This window comes from Streptosporangium sp. 'caverna', assembly GCF_003203775.1.
Lineage (GTDB): Bacteria > Actinomycetota > Actinomycetes > Streptosporangiales > Streptosporangiaceae > Streptosporangium > Streptosporangium subroseum.
In genome coordinates this window covers 10010030-10026799 of record NZ_CP029711.1, presented here as the reverse complement: position 1 = coordinate 10026799, position 16770 = coordinate 10010030, and the positions used below count along the sequence as shown (strand labels likewise).

The 16770-nt window shown below is 69.6% G+C and carries 15 protein-coding genes and 1 pseudogene; 5 read left to right on the top strand and 11 right to left on the bottom strand.

Annotation, left to right across the window (positions count from 1 at the left end; all coding sequences use genetic code 11):
• Window positions 1-655: 655 nt before the first annotated feature.
• Both DKM19_RS53165 and DKM19_RS43260 read right to left on the bottom strand, forming a co-directional pair.
• Window positions 656-1402, bottom strand: a pseudogene (locus DKM19_RS53165) (serine/threonine-protein kinase); the annotation flags it as partial.
• 183 nt (window positions 1403-1585) lie between these two features.
• The gene (locus DKM19_RS43260) at window positions 1586-2617 is read right to left on the bottom strand and encodes a S66 peptidase family protein (RefSeq protein ID WP_239513908.1); all 1032 of its coding nucleotides are present in this window, start codon (window positions 2615-2617) and stop codon (window positions 1586-1588) included.
• Between the two features lie 368 nt (window positions 2618-2985).
• Between DKM19_RS43260 and DKM19_RS43255 the strand changes: the two genes are divergently transcribed.
• Window positions 2986-3375 (top strand): VOC family protein, encoded by a 390-nt coding sequence (locus DKM19_RS43255; protein WP_110704315.1) that lies wholly within the window; start codon window positions 2986-2988, stop codon window positions 3373-3375.
• Window positions 3376-3579: 204 nt separating this feature from the next.
• Here the strand turns inward: DKM19_RS43255 and DKM19_RS43250 are convergent, their stop codons facing one another.
• Window positions 3580-5082, bottom strand: coding sequence for an amidase (locus DKM19_RS43250; protein WP_110704313.1), 1503 nt, complete (start codon window positions 5080-5082; stop codon window positions 3580-3582).
• Window positions 5083-5136: 54 nt separating this feature from the next.
• Here DKM19_RS43250 and DKM19_RS43245 point away from each other — a divergent pair, with 54 nt between their 5' ends.
• Window positions 5137-5676, top strand: coding sequence for a helix-turn-helix domain-containing protein (locus tag DKM19_RS43245; protein WP_110704311.1), 540 nt, complete (start codon window positions 5137-5139; stop codon window positions 5674-5676).
• Window positions 5677-5729: 53 nt separating this feature from the next.
• Here the strand turns inward: DKM19_RS43245 and DKM19_RS43240 are convergent, their stop codons facing one another.
• Window positions 5730-7421, bottom strand: a complete 1692-nt coding sequence (locus tag DKM19_RS43240) for a benzoate-CoA ligase family protein (RefSeq protein WP_110706394.1) — start codon at window positions 7419-7421, stop codon at window positions 5730-5732.
• Window positions 7422-7551: 130 nt separating this feature from the next.
• Between DKM19_RS43240 and DKM19_RS43235 the strand changes: the two genes are divergently transcribed.
• On the top strand, window positions 7552-8418 hold the full coding sequence (locus tag DKM19_RS43235; protein WP_110704309.1) for a PaaX family transcriptional regulator C-terminal domain-containing protein: 867 nt from the start codon (window positions 7552-7554) through the stop codon (window positions 8416-8418).
• A gap of 6 nt (window positions 8419-8424) precedes the next feature.
• Here the strand turns inward: DKM19_RS43235 and boxB are convergent, their stop codons facing one another.
• The 3 genes from boxB to DKM19_RS51330 all read right to left on the bottom strand — a co-directional run bounded on the left by boxB (window position 8425) and on the right by DKM19_RS51330 (window position 12028).
• Window positions 8425-9834 carry a benzoyl-CoA 2,3-epoxidase subunit BoxB gene (gene boxB / locus DKM19_RS43230; protein ID WP_110704307.1) on the bottom strand — a complete coding sequence of 470 codons (1410 nt, stop codon included), beginning with the start codon at window positions 9832-9834 and terminating at the stop codon, window positions 8425-8427.
• A gap of 89 nt (window positions 9835-9923) precedes the next feature.
• Window positions 9924-11690 carry an enoyl-CoA hydratase-related protein gene (locus DKM19_RS43225; protein WP_239513907.1) on the bottom strand — a complete coding sequence of 589 codons (1767 nt, stop codon included), beginning with the start codon at window positions 11688-11690 and terminating at the stop codon, window positions 9924-9926.
• Between the two features lie 62 nt (window positions 11691-11752).
• Complete coding sequence (locus DKM19_RS51330) at window positions 11753-12028, bottom strand: hypothetical protein (RefSeq protein WP_204358485.1); 276 nt, start codon at window positions 12026-12028, stop codon at window positions 11753-11755.
• On the opposite strand from DKM19_RS51330, the gene DKM19_RS43215 reads away from it, so the two are divergent.
• Complete coding sequence (locus tag DKM19_RS43215; RefSeq protein WP_110704303.1) at window positions 12014-12394, top strand: VOC family protein; 381 nt, start codon at window positions 12014-12016, stop codon at window positions 12392-12394. The genes DKM19_RS51330 and DKM19_RS43215 overlap by 15 nt on opposite strands.
• Window positions 12395-12648: 254 nt before the next feature.
• Complete coding sequence (locus tag DKM19_RS43210; protein ID WP_110704301.1) at window positions 12649-13017, top strand: hypothetical protein; 369 nt, start codon at window positions 12649-12651, stop codon at window positions 13015-13017.
• 314 nt (window positions 13018-13331) lie between these two features.
• Here the strand turns inward: DKM19_RS43210 and DKM19_RS43205 are convergent, their stop codons facing one another.
• The 4 genes from DKM19_RS43205 to DKM19_RS43190 all read right to left on the bottom strand — a co-directional run bounded on the left by DKM19_RS43205 (window position 13332) and on the right by DKM19_RS43190 (window position 16722).
• A complete protein-coding gene (locus DKM19_RS43205; RefSeq protein ID WP_110704298.1) occupies window positions 13332-14429 on the bottom strand; it encodes an LCP family protein in 1098 nt (365 codons plus the stop codon).
• A gap of 2 nt (window positions 14430-14431) precedes the next feature.
• On the bottom strand, window positions 14432-15013 hold the full coding sequence (locus tag DKM19_RS43200; RefSeq protein ID WP_110706393.1) for an RNA polymerase sigma factor: 582 nt from the start codon (window positions 15011-15013) through the stop codon (window positions 14432-14434).
• A gap of 396 nt (window positions 15014-15409) precedes the next feature.
• Entirely contained in the window at window positions 15410-16213 is an 804-nt protein-coding gene (locus DKM19_RS43195; RefSeq protein WP_110704296.1) for a hypothetical protein, read from the bottom strand.
• Window positions 16213-16722 carry a SigE family RNA polymerase sigma factor gene (locus tag DKM19_RS43190; protein WP_110704294.1) on the bottom strand — a complete coding sequence of 170 codons (510 nt, stop codon included), beginning with the start codon at window positions 16720-16722 and terminating at the stop codon, window positions 16213-16215. Before DKM19_RS43190 ends, DKM19_RS43195 begins: the two co-directional genes overlap by 1 nt.
• Window positions 16723-16770: the final 48 nt, after the last annotated feature.

The following is a 16770-nucleotide window of genomic DNA, read 5'->3' as shown; positions in this document are numbered from 1 at the left end:
CGTCCGCGGACCACACGGGACTGTGACCCTGCCACGGCTGCTCGACGGTCGGCACGCTGAACTCCGTACCGGTCGCCAGGTCCCGGATCTTCAGGTAATCGGAAGTCGAGTCGGTGAACTTCGCGAACGGGTTCAGCGCCACCTTGTCGCCCTGTGGCGACAGCACCGACTGCAGGGCGGTGCCCACCTGCGTGAAGGTGTCCTTGCCCTTGTCCCTGGCGAACGAGCCGAAGGGCGGAGCGACGCTCAGGTAGCCACCCAGCCTGATCGGGTCCTTCGGATTCTCGTGCAGGGTGATGCCCGTCCCGGCCAGCTCGATGTCCGTGGTGGGCTTCTCCACCTTTTCGAAGGGAGCCTCGGTGACGTTCGGGCTGAGCTGGGGCTGGGGGGTGAAGGCCGGGGCGAGCGCGCCCTGCGCGGTGCTCGGCGAGGCACCCGGTAAGGGGCCCGCCGCGGCGACGGGTGCCGGGTTCCCCGACACGCTGAGGTAGACCGCGCCCCCGGAGACCAGGGCGACGGCCATCGCGCCCGCGGCCAGCATCAGCGGGCGGAGGCGCCGGACCGGGCGGGTGGCGGGCCCGGCGGGTGAGAGGTGGGCGACGGACACGAGGTCGGAGGTCAGGAACTCCCCGACCAGGCGGAGCAGGGCGTCGCTCGCGCTCGGCCGCCGGGCGGGGTCCTTGGCGAGGCAGACCGTGACCAGCCCGCGCAGGTCGTCGGGGAGCGCGACGAGGTCGGGCTCGCCGTTGACGATCCGGTTGACCGTGCCCGACATCGACCCGGCGTCGAAGGGGGAGCGGCCGGAGGCGGCGAAGGCGATGGTCGCCCCCCAGGAGAACAGGTCCCCGGCGGGTTCGGGGGTGGCGCCCCTGAGCTTCTCGGGCGAGGTGTAGGCGGGGACGTCGACCCTGCGCGTCTCCGTGGACGCGGTCGCCTCCAGTGCCCGTGCCATGCCGAGGTCGATGACCCTCGGCCCGTCGGGGCCGAACAGCACGCTGCCGGGGCGCAGATCGCCGTGGACCGTACCCGCCTGGTGGATGGCGACCAGCGCGGTCATCGTTCCGACGGCCAGCCGGTGGAGCGCAGCCGCCTCCAGGACACCCCCGGAGGCCACCATCTCCTCCAGCGTCGGGCCGTCGATGTACTCGCTCACGATGTACGGCCTGCCGCCGTCCACCCCGCTGTCCAGGACCTGGGCGGTGCAGAAGGCGGGGATCTCCCGCAGCGGTTCCATCGCCTCCCGGAACCGGTCGAGGTCGACGTCCGCGGGCAGCAGCCGCACGACCACCCGGTCCCCGGTGGGGGATCTGGCGAGGTAGACGGAATCGCCCAGTCGTTCCGTGACCTGGTAGTCGTTCACGCTCTCGGGATCCCCCGCCTGCACGGGAGCGGTGTCCGGCATGGTGTGGCTTCCTCTCCGAGGAGTCCATTCGAGATCACCAATTATGGTGATTCGGACTCACAAAGTGGAGGATCCAGCGAGAGACTCTTGTTGAATTCGATCAGTACGTCACGGTGATGCGCCGGGCCGGGCCGCCAACGAGCACCCGGCTCCCGAGCGAAGGAGACTCTTGCTCGAATGCGATCAGTACGTCACCGTGATTCGCCGAGCCGGGCCGTCAACGCGCACCCGGCCCCCGTAGGGGATCACCAGCTGCGGATCGGTGTGCCCGAAGTCCACGTCGAAGACCACCATCGCCCCCGGGGCGTAGACCGACAGGGCCCGGGACACGGCCTCGCGCTGCTCCTCGGCGTACGCGGCCTTCTCCTCCGGGCCGTTGCGCCGATCGAGGGACCAGGCCTTGGGCCGGGCGAGGAGGATCGCGGGGAACTGCCGCAGGAGACCGCGCTCGCCCATGTTGCGCAGGACCCGGAAGACCTCGGTGGCCGAGGGCAGCTCCTCGCTGGTCTCCAGCAGGAGGATCATGCCCCGGTAGGCCTCGGGGGGCCGGATGTCCCGATCGGCCATCAGCATCCAGGAGAGGATCTCCAGGTTGCCGCCCCAGGTGGTCGCCTCCACCACCCGGTCCGCGTTCTGCCAGGACCAGCCGGAGGAGGCCTCCATGGCGGGCGGGGAGTCGAAGGACTTCGGGTCGCCCCAGTCCTTGTCGACGTCGCCGTACTCGGTGCTCTCCGGGAGCGTGAACTCACCGGAGGTGAGGAGCGCGGCGCGCAGCGAGTCCGCGGTCAGGGGGTGCATGCCACCGCAGCGCCCGAACTGGACCATCACCGAACCGCCGTGGTAGCCGACGACGCCGAGGTTCGACAGGTAGGCCAGCAGGTTCGTGTTGTCGCTGTAGCCGAAGAAGGGCTTGGGGTTGGCGCGGATCAGCTCGCCGTCCAGGTACGGGGTCACGGTGATCTGGTCCTCGCCCCCGATGCTGGCGATGATCGCCGTGATCTCGGGGTCGCCGAAGGCGGCGTTGATGTCCGCGGCCCGGTCGGCCGCCGTCGCGTCCATGCGGCGAGTGGTGGGGTATTCCACCGGGACCAGGCCGAAGTCGTCGCGCAGCCGCTGGATCCCCGTGTCGAAGGGGCGGGGGAACAGGCCGGGCAGACCGGCCGAGGTGGACAGCACCGCCACCTTGTCGCCGGGCTTGGGCTTCGGGGGATACACCGGTTCGTACATTCCCAGACCGTACCAACGGAGACCAAAGGCCTGCCGCCCGATATCGGGCAGGAGCCGGCCTCCTCGCCGGATCACGACCCGGCCCGTTGAGTGGCGAGGGTCCGATTCGGAAGCAGCCGGCGCCGCCGTTGTTCGAAGATCGGGGGCGGTTCGTTTCCATAAGCGGGAGCCGGCTGATTCGGTTAAAGCGAAATCAACGATATGACCGCAGAGAATCCCCGGTTCCGGCGCGATGCGGAATTCGTCGTGACAGTGGCGGCGAATGCTGCCTACTATCGCGATCCGGCACCGGATGCTGTCACCGTCCGGGTGAGGCACGCGTGGTGCTCGTGAGATGCCCGTGGAGGCATTCCACCGTGTCAGTCGAACTGAACCACACCATCGTCAGAGCCCGTGACAGGCAGGCTTCCGCCAAGTTCACGGCCGCCATTCTGGGCCTGGAGGTCGGAGCGCCCTTCGGCCCGTTCCTGCCCGTGGTGACCGCCAACGGCGTCACCCTGGACTTCATGAACAGCGATCCGGACGAGATCGTCTCGCAGCACTACGCGTTTCTGGTGTCCGAAGAGGACTTCGACGCGATCTTCCAGCGGATCCAGCAGGCCGGACTCACCTACTACGCCGATCCGTCCCGCAGCCGCCCAGGAGAGATCAACCACAACGACGGCGGGCGCGGCGCCTACTTCGAGGATCCCGACGGTCACTTCCTGGAGATCATCACCCGCCCCTACGGCAGCGGCGGGCAATAACGGTTCTCGTGAGGCAGGCCCCGATCGGTCGCCGTGCCGGGCACGGCGACCGATCGGGCTCTCGGCCGAGTTCGATGTAGTCCGGTCCCGCGTAGCCGGTCACGCCCTACAGGTGCGCGGCGGGAACGGTGCGCCGCGGCAGAGGGACGTCCGGAAGGGCCGGTCAGCCTCGTACGGTCCTACCCCGACGTGCGGAAAACGGGCCTAGCGGGCGAGCGGCGGGGGGCTGAAGCCGCCGAACTCCCGTTCCAGGAGCTCGGCGAACCGGATCGGGGTGCGGTCCTCGAACATCGGGCCGATCAGCTGCGCGCCGATCGGCAGGCCGTCCGCGGATCGCCCGATCGGGGCCACGGTCGCCGGAAGGCCCGGCACCGACGCGATTCCCGCCCATACGAGCTGGTCGGCGTAGTCGTGGTCCGTCCCGTCGATCGTGATCCGGCGGGCCCAGCGGTCCGGGCTCCGGTCGTGGGGGAACGCCGGGGTCGGCATGGCGGGGCAGAGCACGATGTCGAACTCGGCGAACAGCTCTCGCCAGCCCTGGCGGTTCCGTATCCGCGCGCTGTCCGCCGCGATCCAGTCGCGGTGGCTGAGCACCGAACCGCGGGTACGCTCAGCGGCCAGGCTCCGGTCACCGGTGTCGAGCCGCCCGGCGTCGAGCCGGAGGCGCTCGTAGACCTCCTGCGGATAGCCGGCCCCCCAGGACGCGAGCAGCAGGCGCATGTAGAGCCGGGCGGCCTCGACCTGGTCGGGCAACAACTCGCTCTCGCGGGCCACCTTCGCGCCGGCCGCGGAGAGCCGGTCGGCGAGGTCGCCGATCGCGGCGCGCACGCTCGATGCCGTCGGGATCAGCGGATGGGTGTCCACGACGAGCACGCGGAAGGCCGCCAGGTCGTCGTGCCGGGCCGGCGGCAGGGCGAGCGCGTGGGCGATGCCGATCGCGGTCTCGTCGGGGTCGGCCAGCAGGTCGAGCATGAGTGACAGGTCGCGGGCGCCGCGCGCCATCGGCCCGATCGTCACGAGGTCGCGCTCGTAGGCCAGGGGGGGTGTCCCCGGTGGCGTGTGGCCGCGGGTCGGGAGGAGACCTTGTGACGGTTTATGCGCGTACACGCCGCAGTAGTGGGCGGGCGCGCGCAGGGAGCCCGCGATGTCGGAGCCGATCGACAGCGGGCCGTACCCGGCCGCGAGCGCGGCGGCCGAGCCGCCGGACGAACCCCCCGCCGTACGGGCCAGGTTCCATGGATTGCCGGTCGCGCCGTACAGGTCGTTGTACGTCTGCAGGTCGCCGAGGGCGAACGGGACGTTGGTCTTGCCCAGCACCACCGCGCCGGCCGTCTTGAGCCGGGCGACGGCGACGGCGTCCTCGGCCGCCCTCGCGTCCTTGAACGCCGGGATGCCCCAGCTCGTGGTCAACCCGGCGACGTTGAACGACTCCTTGACCGTCATCGGGATGCCGAGCAGCGGCCGTACGTCACCCTTGGCCCGCGCGGCATCGGCCGCGCGCGCGGCCGTCAGCGCCCGGTCGAAGTCGGGTACGCAGACGGCGTTGACGTCCTGGTCGAAGCGTTCGATCCGGGAGATCGCGGCTTCGGTCAGCTCGGCGGACGAGACCTCGCGGGCGGCCATCGCGGCGGTCAGCTCGGTCGCGGTCGCGTAGGTGAGATCGGAGGTCCCCGGGGCCGCCTTCTCTGCCTGGCTAGGTGATTCCATAGCCAGACCGTAGCATCTGACTATGGTTCGGCAAAGTCAGGGTAGGATTCCCGTATGGCCATGACTTTCCTGGGACCTCTCGCCGACCGGTCGAAGTGGCAGATAGGCGACAACTGCTCGATCGGCAGGGCCATGGACGTGATCGGCAGCAGGTCGGCGATACTCCTGCTTCGCGAGGCCTGCTACGGCACCACACGCTTCGACGACTTCGTCGAACGGGTCGGGATCACCGACGCGGTGGCAGCCACCCGGCTCAAGCAGCTCGTGGCCGCCGGGATCCTCGACAGGCAGCCCTATCGCGAACCCGGCAAGCGCACCCGCCACGAGTACGTGCTCACCCGGATGGGGCGAGACCTCCTGCCCGCCGTGCTCGCCCTCATGCAATGGGGCGACACGTACCTGCAGCCCGACGGAGGGCCCCTGCGCGTCGTCGACCGTGAGAGCGGCGGCCCCGTCACGATCCGGCCCCGCGACGAGTCCGGCAAGGACCTCGACCTCGACGACCTCGCCATAGCCCCCAACGACGCCTGGACACCACCCCGCCGGACGACCCCGCAGCCCCCGGAAGGCCCGCCGCCGATCACGACCGCCTGACCGCCGCGGAAAATGCGGCTAGCGGCCCCGGCGCCGGCCGCATCGCCCCGGGCTCACTTCCCCAGCAGCTCGGCGGCCATCTGTCTGATGACAACGCGCTGGATCTTGCCGGTGGCCGTCCTGGGCAGCTCGTCCAGCACCAGCACCTCACGCGGGCGTTTGAAGGGGGCCAGTTCAGCGCGGCAGAACGCGATCAGCTCGCCGGCGTCCACCTGCCGTCCGGCGGCGGGAACGACGCAGGCGACGGGTTTCTCCAGGCCGTTCTCATCGGTGTAGGCGACCACCGCGCACTCGGCGACCGACTCGTGCTGGAGGAGCCGGGCCTCGACCTCCATGGGCGACACCCAGATGCCGCCCGCTTTGATCATGTCGTTGGAGCGGCCGAGGCAGGTGTAGAAGCCGTCGCCGGAGCGGGTGTAGGTGTCGCCGGTGCGCAGCCACTCACCCTGGAAGACCTGCCGGGTGACGGCGGTCCGGCACCAGTAACCGGTGGCGATGGAGTCGCCGCGGACATACAGGTTGCCCGGCTCGTCGTCCTTGACCGGAGAACCCTCCTCGTCCAGCAGCCTGGCCTCGTAGCCCGGCACGACCGTGCCCGAGGTGCCCGGCCTCACCTCTCCCGGCCGGTTGGAGATGAAGATGTGCAGGGCCTCGGTGGAGCCGAGACCGTCGATGATGTCCACGCCGTAGCGGGCCGTGAACCTGCGGTGGATCTCCGCGGGGAGGGCCTCGCCCGCGGAGACGGCCAGTCGTACGGAGGCGAAGGCCTCGGCGGGCGCGTCGGCGGCGAGCAGCGCGGCGAAGAACGTCGGACCGGCGAAGAACAGCGTCGGCCGGTCCTCGGCCAGTCGCGCCGCGACGCCGGCCGGGGTGGCGCGGGCCGGGTCCAGGATCGTGGTCGCCCCCGCGGCGAGGGGAAAGAACATCGAGTTGCCCATGCCGTAGGCGAAGAACAGCCGGGCCACGGAGAAGCACCGGTCGTCGGCCGTGATGCCCAGGACCTGGCCGCCGTAGGTCTCGCAGACGCTCTTGATGCCGTGGTGCCGGTGCATGGCCGCCTTCGGCGTCCCGGTCGTGCCCGAGGTGTACAGCCACAGCGCGGGCGAGTCTGCCCAGGTCTCGTACGGCTCCGCCGGGCCGGTCAGGCGGCCCTCGGCCAGGACGTCGGCCCAGGCCCGCACGTCGGGGCCGTCCTCGGCCTCGGATGCCAGGGCGCGCAGGGCGGTGTCGTCCTCCGCCTTGGTCAGCAGGCCGTCGGCCACGATGAGGGCCTCGGTCTCCGGCGGCAGGACGCGCACGCCGGTGCCGTCCTCCACCTTGGGGGGCGGGTCGCCGACGATGATGAGGGTCTCGGCCTCGGGGGCGCGGGCGAGCGCCTCCCTGACGGCCGTCTCGAACTCCGGCGTCGCCACCACCACGCGGGCTCGGGCGTCGCGCAGGAGGATGTCGAGCTCGGCGCCGTTGTACATGGTGGACACCGGGACGGCCACCGCGCCCATCCGCATGACGGCGAGGATGGTGACGAGCGTCTCCGGCCGGTCGGACATGACCAGGAAGACGCGGTCCTCGGGTCTGACCCCGGCGGCGCCCAGACCTGACGCGAACTCCCCGGCCCGCGCGGCGAGCTCGGCGTAGGTGAGTGTTCCGGCGGGTCCCGCGACGGCGATCCGGTTGCCGTGGCCGGCCTCGACCTGGCGGTCCACGAGATAGACGCTGGCGTTGAACGACTCGGGCGCACCGGACATGGTCGTCCCCATCCGTCGACGGAACATCGTAGGCAAATCTTCTACATAGAATTAATGTGCCGTCAATAACTTGTAGCATTGATGTGCTGGAATACTGTCCGACAGTTTCGAGAGAGGAATCCAGCCGTCCATGCCCCGCGCACCGCACGAGCCGGCGCCGGCCAGGCCGTCCTACTCCCGCCGCCATCAGGCCGGCTCCGGTAGCGCCCGGTCGCTGCTGCTCACCGTTCTGGGGGAGTACGTCCTGCCGCGCGTGGAGCCCGCGTGGACCTCGACGCTGCTGCACGTGCTGGGTGGGCTGGGCGTGGAGGAGAAGTCCACCCGCCAGTCCCTGGCCCGGATGGCCGCCGACGGGTGGATCGTCGCCGAGCGGGCCGGGCGAAGGGTCCGCTGGGCGCTGACCCCGCACGGCCGCGAGCTCCTGACCGAGGGGGCCGAGCGCATTTACTCCTTCGGCCGCGACCGCGACTCCTGGGACGGCCGCTGGCTCGTGCTGATCGCCACCGTGCCGGAGAGCAGGAGAGAGCTCCGCCACCAGCTGCGCACGCGGTTGACCTGGGCCGGTTTCGGCAGCCCCGTTCCCGGCATGTGGGTCAGCCCGCACGTGTCGCGCGAGGCCGAGGCCAAGCAGGTCGTCGAGCAGCTCGGCCTGGACGTGGCGGCGTTCTCCTTCAGCGGCCCCTACGCCGGCATCGGCTCCGAGCGCACCCTCGTGGAGCAGGCCTGGCACCTGGGCGACCTGGCCGCGGAGTATGAGGATTTCATCCAGGAGTTCGCCGGGCTCCGTCCCGAGCCCGGCGACCCGGTGCTGTTCGCCCAGATCCGCCTGGTGCACGACTGGCGGCGCTTCCCGTCGCTGGACCCGCAGCTTCCCCCGGATCTGCTGCCGCCCGACTGGATCGGCATCCGCGCGGCCAACGTCTTCAACGATCTGCACCAGGCCTGGCACCGGAGCTCCCAGCTGCACTGGGACACGCTGTGCGCGGCCGAGGAGTGACCACCTTCAGAAGTGGACGTACTCGTAGTCGAGGGGGCGGCCGTTGATGCCGTTGCGGGGCGGCGCGACCCAGGCGGCGATCTTTCCCGGTTCGTAGACGGGACGCATCAGCGACAGGACGTGGGTCTTGTCGCCGGGAGTGGGCAGCCAGCGGTCCCGGCCCGCCTCCCACGCGACCTGGTCGAGGATCCGCCCGTCGGGAGTGACGTGGTGCCCGGCGAAGGCGCCGACCTGCCGGTTGAAGCCGATGTGCGGGAGATACAGCGCCGCGTCGATGCCGTGGCCGGTCAGGATACGGTTCCAGCGGGTGATGCCGGTGCCGCAGTCGGCGATGTACTCACCGCGCAGGTCCGCGTTGAGCGCGGTCAGCGCCGGAAGCCGGAGGTCGGCGATGCGGCCGTTCTCGACGTGCTGGACGGTGATGGCGGCCTCGGTCAGCAGGTGGTCGTCCCCGCGGCGTTCCTCCTGCCAGCGGCCCTTGAGCCCGGCGGTGAAGTAGTTGGCCACGTTGGTGGAGGTCTCGCCGCCGAACAGGTCGAGGCTGACGCTGTAGTGGAAGTTGACGTACTTCTGGATCACGTCGAGCGGGATGCCGCCGAACCGGCCGATGTCGTCGGTGTCGTGCTCGCGCATCAGCTGGGCGGTGCGTTCGACCACCCGGTCCACGCCGGTGGTGCCCACGAACATGTGGTGGGCCTCCTCCTTCAGCATGAACTCGCACGTCCGGCTCAGCGGGTCGAAGGCCGACTCCTTGAGCGTGCCGAGCTGATACTTGCCGTCGCGGTCGGTGAAGTAGGTGAACATGTAGAACGACAGCCAGTCGGGGGTCTCCTCGTTGAACGCGCCCAGGATGCGCGGGGAGTCCTCGCTGCCGGAGTTGCGCAGCAGCAGCGCGTCGGCCTCGTCCCGTCCGCTGCGGCCGAAGTAGGCGTGCAGCAGGTAGACCATCGCCCAGAGGTGACGGCCCTCCTCCACGTTGACCTGGAACAGGTTGCGCAGGTCGTACAGCGAGGGGGCGCTCAGCCCGAGCCGGCGCTGCTGCTCCACCGAGGCGGGTTCGGTGTCGCCCTGCACCACGATGAGCCGCTGCAGCTCGGCCCGGTATTCTCCCGGCACCTGCTGCCAGACCGGCCGTCCCATGTTCTGGCCGAAGGCGATGCGCCGGTCGGGGTCGCGCTCGGCCAGGAAGATCCCCCACCGATACTCGGGCAGCGCGACATGGCCGAAGTGGGCCCAGCCCTCCCGGCCCACGTCGATGGCGGTGCGCAGGTAGACGTCCTGGGTGGGAAGGGTGGGACCCATCTCGCCCCACCACTGCAGGAACCTGGGCTGCCAGGACTCCAGCGCCCGCTGCAACCGCCGGTCGCCGGACAGGTCGACGTTGTTGGGGATGCGATCGGTGTAGTCGATGGACATCTCAGGCTCGCCTCCGGTCGGCTTCGCTGGGGATGTGGTCGGCGGACATCTCAGGCTCGCCTCGGGCGGAGGTGCGTTCGATGGGCATCTCAGACTCGCCTCCGGTCGAAGGTCGCCCGGCGGCCGGTGCCGTAGAGCCGCAGGGCGCCCTCCGGTCCGGCGGCGTTCGGACGGTTGAAGATCCAGTTCTGCCAGGCCGTCAGCCGGGCGAAGATCTTGGTTTCCATGGTCTCCGGGCCGGCGAACCGAAGGTTGGCCTCCATGGCGGTCAGGGCGTCCGGGCTGAGCGAGGCGCGCTCCTCCAGCGCGATGCGGACCTCGTCCTCCCAGTCGAGGTCGTCGGGGGCGAAGGTGACCAGGCCCAGTTCCAGCGCCTCGGCGGCGTCGATCCGGCGACCGGCCTCCAGATGGAGCTTGGCGACGTGGTCGGGGTCGCCGTGGAAGCGGGAGGCCAGGCGGGACAGTCCGTTGCCCATCGGGAAGGAGCCGAAGTTGCTCGCCGTGAGCACGATCCGCGCGGGCTCGCGCTCCCCGTCACCTGGGGCGAGCGCGATCCCCCCGCGTTTCGGTTCATCCTTCTCCTCGGGCTCCGGTTCCCCGATGTTCGCCGTGAGCGCGATCCGTGCGGGCTCGTCCTCCTGGAGCAGGCCGTCCAGCATGTACTGGCGGTCGCAGGCCAGAGCCAGTTCCAGCAGCGGTCCGGCGAAGCAACCACCCGGCTCGATCAGCGCGATCAGGCTGCGGCTCGTCACGTCCAGCCGCTTGAGGGTGCGCTTGAAGTAGTGGCGGATCTCGTTGACCAGCCAGTCGGCGCGGCCGTGCTCGGCGAGGACCCGTTCGAAGGCGAGCACCCGGTCGACGTCGCCCTCCGTCCGCAGGACCCAGGTGCCCAGCTCCAGCTCGTTGGTGCGCAGCCGCAGGATCAGGTCGTCCAGCTCCCGGGTCATCGCCAGCGGCCAGAAGTCGGCGCCGAGCTCGTGGATCCGCTCCAGGCTCTCGGGGACGTCGTGACGCGGGCCGTGCACCGTGATCTCCACCAGCCCGTTCGCACGGTCCAGCTCGGCCCTGACGGTGGAGTAGGCGATCGTGTCGCCGGTCTGTGACCGCCGGAGCGGCGGCAGGGCGATCCCCTCGGCGCCCGCCGGGCGGGTGGAGCGGGCCGCGGCCTCAGCGGCGCGCTGCCGTACGGTCTCCGCGAACCTGCTGCGCGGTGCCGTCTCGTCCACGAGCCGCCACTCGACCGCGGTCCTGCCGCGGACGCCCTCGCTCCTGGTGGCGAACACGTCGGCCAGGTCCTTGCGCACTCCGCGCTTGTCCACCACCCGGGTGAGCCCGCCGGTGCCCGGCAGTACGGCCAGCAGCGGCACCTCGGGCAGCGAGACCGCCGACGAGCCGTCGTCGATGAGGATGATCTGGTCGCAGGCCAGCGCCAGCTCGTACCCTCCGCCGGCCGCGGTGCCGTTGACCGCCGCGAGGTAGGTCTGCCCCGAGTGGGCGGTGGCGTCCTCGATGCCGTTGCGGGTCTCGTTGGTGAACTTGCAGAAGTTCACCTTCCAGGAGTGCTCCGACTGGGCCAGCATCCGGATGTTGGCCCCCGCGCAGAACACCTTCTCCAGGCCGCCCGTGACGACCACGGCCCTGACCTCCGGGTGCTCGAACCGCAGCCGTTGCACCGCGTCGTACAGCTCGATGTCCACGCCCAGGTCGTAGGAGTTGAGCTTGAGCTCGTACCCCGGAACCAGCCCGCCGCTCTCGTCGACCCGCAGCACGATCCTGGCGATCTCACCGTCGAACTCGAGCCTGAGGTGCCGGTAACGGCCGGGCTCGGTGTCGAAGGACACCTCGGGCTGGGACATGGTCACGACCTCCAGGGCGGTGCGCGTCTCCCTCTCATTTTCAACATTTATGATGCGTATCGTCAAGAGGATGTAGTGCTTGGTTGAGGGTGCGCGCGACCGAGGATCTCGTCGCCTGGGCCGAGCATGCCCGGTGCACGAACGTCGCGGGCGATCCCCGGCACCCCCGGCAGCTCGATCCAGACGTTCTCGTACGTCAGCGTCAGGAAGGCCGCCCGGCCGTACCGCCGGCCACGCCCGCCGTGGGCTTCCCGGGATGCCGTCGACCGGCGTGTCACCGGCTCCAGGTCGACCGGCCCGATGGAGACCGTTACGGTGGACGGATGCGGATCGACCATCTCGACCACCTGGTGCTGACCGTCGCCGACATCGAGGCGACGGTGGAGTTCTACACCCGTGTGCTGGGGATGCGGGCGGTGACGTTCGGAGAGGGACGACGCGCCCTGGCGTTCGGCAACAGCAAGATCAATCTGCACGAGGCGGGACGGGAGTTGGCGCTGAAGGCGGCACGACCGACGCCCGGCAGTGCCGACCTGTGCCTCATCGCCGACGATCCGCTGGACGCGGTCATCGCGGAACTGACCGAGCACGGCGTCGAGATCGAAGAGGGCCCCGTGACCCGCGCGGGAGCGACGGGGACCATCCTGAGCGTCTATCTGCGAGATCCCGACGACAACCTCATCGAGATCAGCAACTACCGCTGAACCTCGGCGCCCGGTCTCTCTTCGGCCAGACTCGTCCATCGCCCGATCGCCGGGAAAATCGTCCAGCCGTGTCGCGCGTGGGTGTGGTGCGGCCATGAGCCGTTCAACGGCGTAGGCCGGATCCCACCACGCGGACATTCGACGTGGTGATCCATCATTCTTGACTACCAAGAGTGGTTAATTGTTTACCATGCGTCGTGGATGGCGAAGGGTCCGCCGACGCCGCCACCTACTCCCCTTCAGGGAGGACCTTCATGTCCAACCGTCGCCTCGCCAGGCTCGCGGTCTCCGCGCTGCTCGCCGGTGGGCTCCTCGTCGCGGCCGGTGCGGCTCCGGCCGTCGCCACCGTTAATGCCGGCGTGCTGAAGCTGTGGGACGAGGCCGGGGAAACACCCCTCGAAATGCCCGCGAACCAAGGGTGCGTCGGGGTCGAGCCCTTCTATCGCACGAGCATGGTGGACAACCCCACCGCCTACGCGGTCGAGCTCTACACGACCGAGGGTTGCATGGGCGAGTTCGTGGGTCTCGTGAACCCCTGGCAGGAGGGCACATATCTGGGTCGACCGGCGGATGTGCAGTCGGTCAGGTTCGTCCTCGCGGTGGAAGAAGACGAGGACGAGTGACAACAGCCCCGCCGCCGCTCACCGGTCGCCCGTCAATCCTGACGGCCTGATGCCCGAGCCGGTCTTCCGGTAGAGGGTGGGGTCGGCCGACGGCCACCACGGACGCCCGTGTGGCTTTCGGCCGGCCCCGAGCCTGGTTGGGCTGTTCGCCGGGTGATGTCGTCGATCCGCTCACGCGGCAGGTCGGCCTGGCCGTTGTTCCGGGCATGCCGCGGGTGCGCCAAGCCGTAGCCGGTTGCCGGGCCAGGCCGGCAGGAGAGCGCCGAGAACCACGAGAGCGGCGACCGGTTCGCCGCCGGATGCCGGCGCGACTCCTATCTGATCGAGGCGAAAAGCTGGTCGGCGGCCGGCTGGACCCACTTCAGCCGGTGAGGATCCTCGGGGTACGGACCCCACGGAACGACGACGAAACGTATGTCCTCCGGGTCGGTCTTCGTGAGGCTGACGGCGATCGTGCTCATCGTCTCCAGGTCGAGCCCGGCGTCGGCCTTGATCCACTTAGTGGCCCCGGTGAGGAAGGAGAACAGCTCGGCCGGGTTGGCCAGCAGTTTCTTCGCCTTCTTCGCCAGCTCCCTCATGACCTCATACTGCTGCTTCATCCGCCCGAGGTCGGAGCCGTCACCGATGGTGTAGCGGGCCCGTACGTAGGCCAGCGCCTGCTCGCCGTTGACCAGGCTCTTGCCCGCGGGCAGGTGCAGTTTCGCCTTGGGATCGTCCATCGCTCGCGGCAGCCTCACCTCCACCCCGCCGACGGCGTCCACCATCGCCATGAAACCGGAGAAGTCGAGCTCGATCGCGTGATCGACGCGCACCTTCGTCAGCGACTCGACGGTCTTCCAGGCACAGGCCAGCCCGCCCGTTCTGAACGCCGAGTTGATCATTTCGGTCCGGGCGGGGCTGTCCTGCCCGCAGGACGGGATCCGGACCATCGAGTCACGCGGGATGCTGATGACGGTGATCTTCTTGCGGTCGGCGGGCAGGTGCAGCAGCATCATCATGTCGCTTCGCGCGCCGCCCGTGCGATACCGCGGCGTGCCCACCTGGCTGTCGGTGCCGATCAGCAGCACGTTGAGGGCCTCGCTCCGCTTTTCCGGGCGATCCCCCACGGGGGCCAGCACGGATCGGGAGTCTCCACCCAGGAAAGGCCGGGGGTTCCCGCCCAGGAACAGGGCGGGGACGAGGGCGACGGCCGCGGTGGCCGCGGCGATCAGTCCGAGCGTCGTCCAGTGGCGCTTCCGCCGGGAGCCCCCACCGAGGGAGCCGAACGGTCTGAGCATCGCCGAGCGACGCGTCCACCGGGAGCCCGTACCGGTGGAGGCGCCGAGCAGCCGTCGTCGCTGGTGAGCCAGCGTGGCCGGAGGGTCGTGCTCCAGGTCGCGGCCGAGGTCGCGGAGCAGCTTCAGGTCGTCCACGGTTACTCCCCCTCGTTGATCGGATTGGTGTCGCCGAGCGCGGCGCGAGCCTTGCGCCTGGCCCTGTTGAGCCGGGAGCGAACCGTGCCGATCGGGATGTCGAGGGCCCGGGCGACCTCCACGTACGACAGATCGCTCCAGGCGACCAGCAGCAGGACGTCGCGGTCCTTGGGTGAGAGCGCGGCCAGCGTGCTGGCGAGCACCGGGCGCGAGGCGTGTGCGGTGACCCTCTCGGCCGTCCGGTCGGCGGGCGACTCCAGCACGTCCTCGACCGGACTGCGCTGGAGCATCCGGTAACGGGCGGCCTCGGTACGGCGGTGCCGGGAGAGAAGCTTGGTGAGGATGCCGAACAGCCACGGGCGGGCGTCGGTATACGTGAGGTCGTAGTGCGTACGGCGAGCGAAGGCGACCAGGAACGTCTCGCCCACCAGGTCTTCGGAGATCTCCGGCCCGAGCCGGCGCGAGACGTAGCGGTAGAGCATGTCCGAGTAGCGGTCGAAGAGCTCGGCGAACACCTCCGGGCTCGTCCACGACTCGCTCACGATGTCGGAGTCACGGATTCGCGTGGTGGGTGAAACGGTCATCGCGGGCACCATGGCATGGCGGCAACCCTTCCTGCTGGGGGACGCGGTCAGGGATGTATCGCCGTGAACCCGGTTTCGGGTTCACGCCCGGCTCCGGCCGTCAGGGACGCCGTCGAAGGCCGGACGGGCCGGGCTCCGCCGGGAGTGCGGAGCGGGGGTCCACTGCGGCTGTGGCCCTCACGGGCGGAGACGCCCACCCCCACCCGTGAGGCCGGGCCCCTGAACTCAGGATGAGATCACCGTTCGTAGCTCTTGTCGCCGGGACGCCGCGTGCGTTCACCGCTCCGGAGGCCGGTGCCGCGACCGGCTCGCCGTCACCGGAAAACCCTCGACGATGGTGTACGGCTTCGACCACGAGAATCTTGATTCGGCCAGTGCCGTGGTGGCGGGAGCCGGTCAGTAGCCGGCGAGGTTGTTCTGGATGCGCTGCAGGGTCTCACCGTTCGCGCCGGTGAAGACCAGCGTCTGCGCCGTGACGCCGGAGGGGTACTTCACGACCCACACCCCGAGCCCCGCTCCGAGGCCCCGCGTGATGCTTCCGGAAATCTTCCGTCCGTCCTGGGTGATCATCGTCACTCCGTGGACCAGGTCCCTCGCGATACCGTACGCGATTCCCTCTCTGACATTGCGTTTCTCCGTTTGGAGCAGTCTGAGCACCTCTTCCTCGGTGGCCGCGGGATGGGCGCCTCGTATCTCCCTCTCGCTCCGGGCTCGGGAACTTCTTCTCTGCTCACGAGCGAACTCCTTGGCGGGGAGCCGAGAAAAAGTGGAGCAGCCGGTCTCTTGCGGTTGCACGGCACACATGGCGAGATCTTTCTCGCCGGGGGTCGGCTTGCCCAGCCACATCCGGGTCGGTATCTCCGGAATGGAAGCGATCGGCCCGATGGGCGGATGTTCCTTCATCATCCTCTCGACGGCCTTTTTGACCATCTTCTCCAAGGTTGGATCGGACGACGCCGTGGATACGGCGGACGGTTGGGCGGGCACGGCGACGATGACGCCGTCCCGCTGCCCCGGTTGTGAGAAACCGAGCCAGGCCACCGTGACGGCCAGGCACGCCGACAGCGCCGAAACCGCGACGGCGGTCACCTTATGGCGCCTGCGTGTCGCGCGTCCGGCGACGACGGCCCGGTTCACGTCCACCGAGATGGGCGGCTGCTCCTCGCGCGCCAGCGTGTCGAACAGGTATTTGGCATCCATCAACGTTCCTTCGTATGTGCCAGGTGGGAGTCCGGCGCGCCGAGTATCGAGCGTAGAGTGGCCAGGCCGCGGGAGGTCTGGCTCTTGACGGTTCCGGTGGAGCAACCGAGCGTGTCGGCGGTCTGCTCGACGCTCAGGTCGCAGTGAAAGCGCAGTACGAGGGTGGCGCGCTGGCGCGGCGGCACTGCGGCGAGTGCCCGGTGCATGTCCATGGCCGAGTCACGGTCGCTGTCCTCGAACGGGGAGTCGGGTGGCGTGGGTGCCAGCCGTACCCGCGAAAACCAGCCGCCGCGCTGCTCGGCGAGAAAGACCCGGATCAGAATCACCCGGACATAGGCGTCGAGGTTGTCGGCGGCGCGCGCCTGGCGCCACTTGACGTAGAGCCGCGTTATCGCCGTCTGCACCAGATCATCGGCGCGGTGCCAGTCCTGGCACAGCGGGTAGGCGATCTGCCGCAACCATGGCAGCCGCCCACTCACGTAGGCGGTGTACTCATCATCGAGGCTCATCGGTCTCCCAGAGAAATAGCTTCACACCAGGTTGATGCGCCGAGTCCG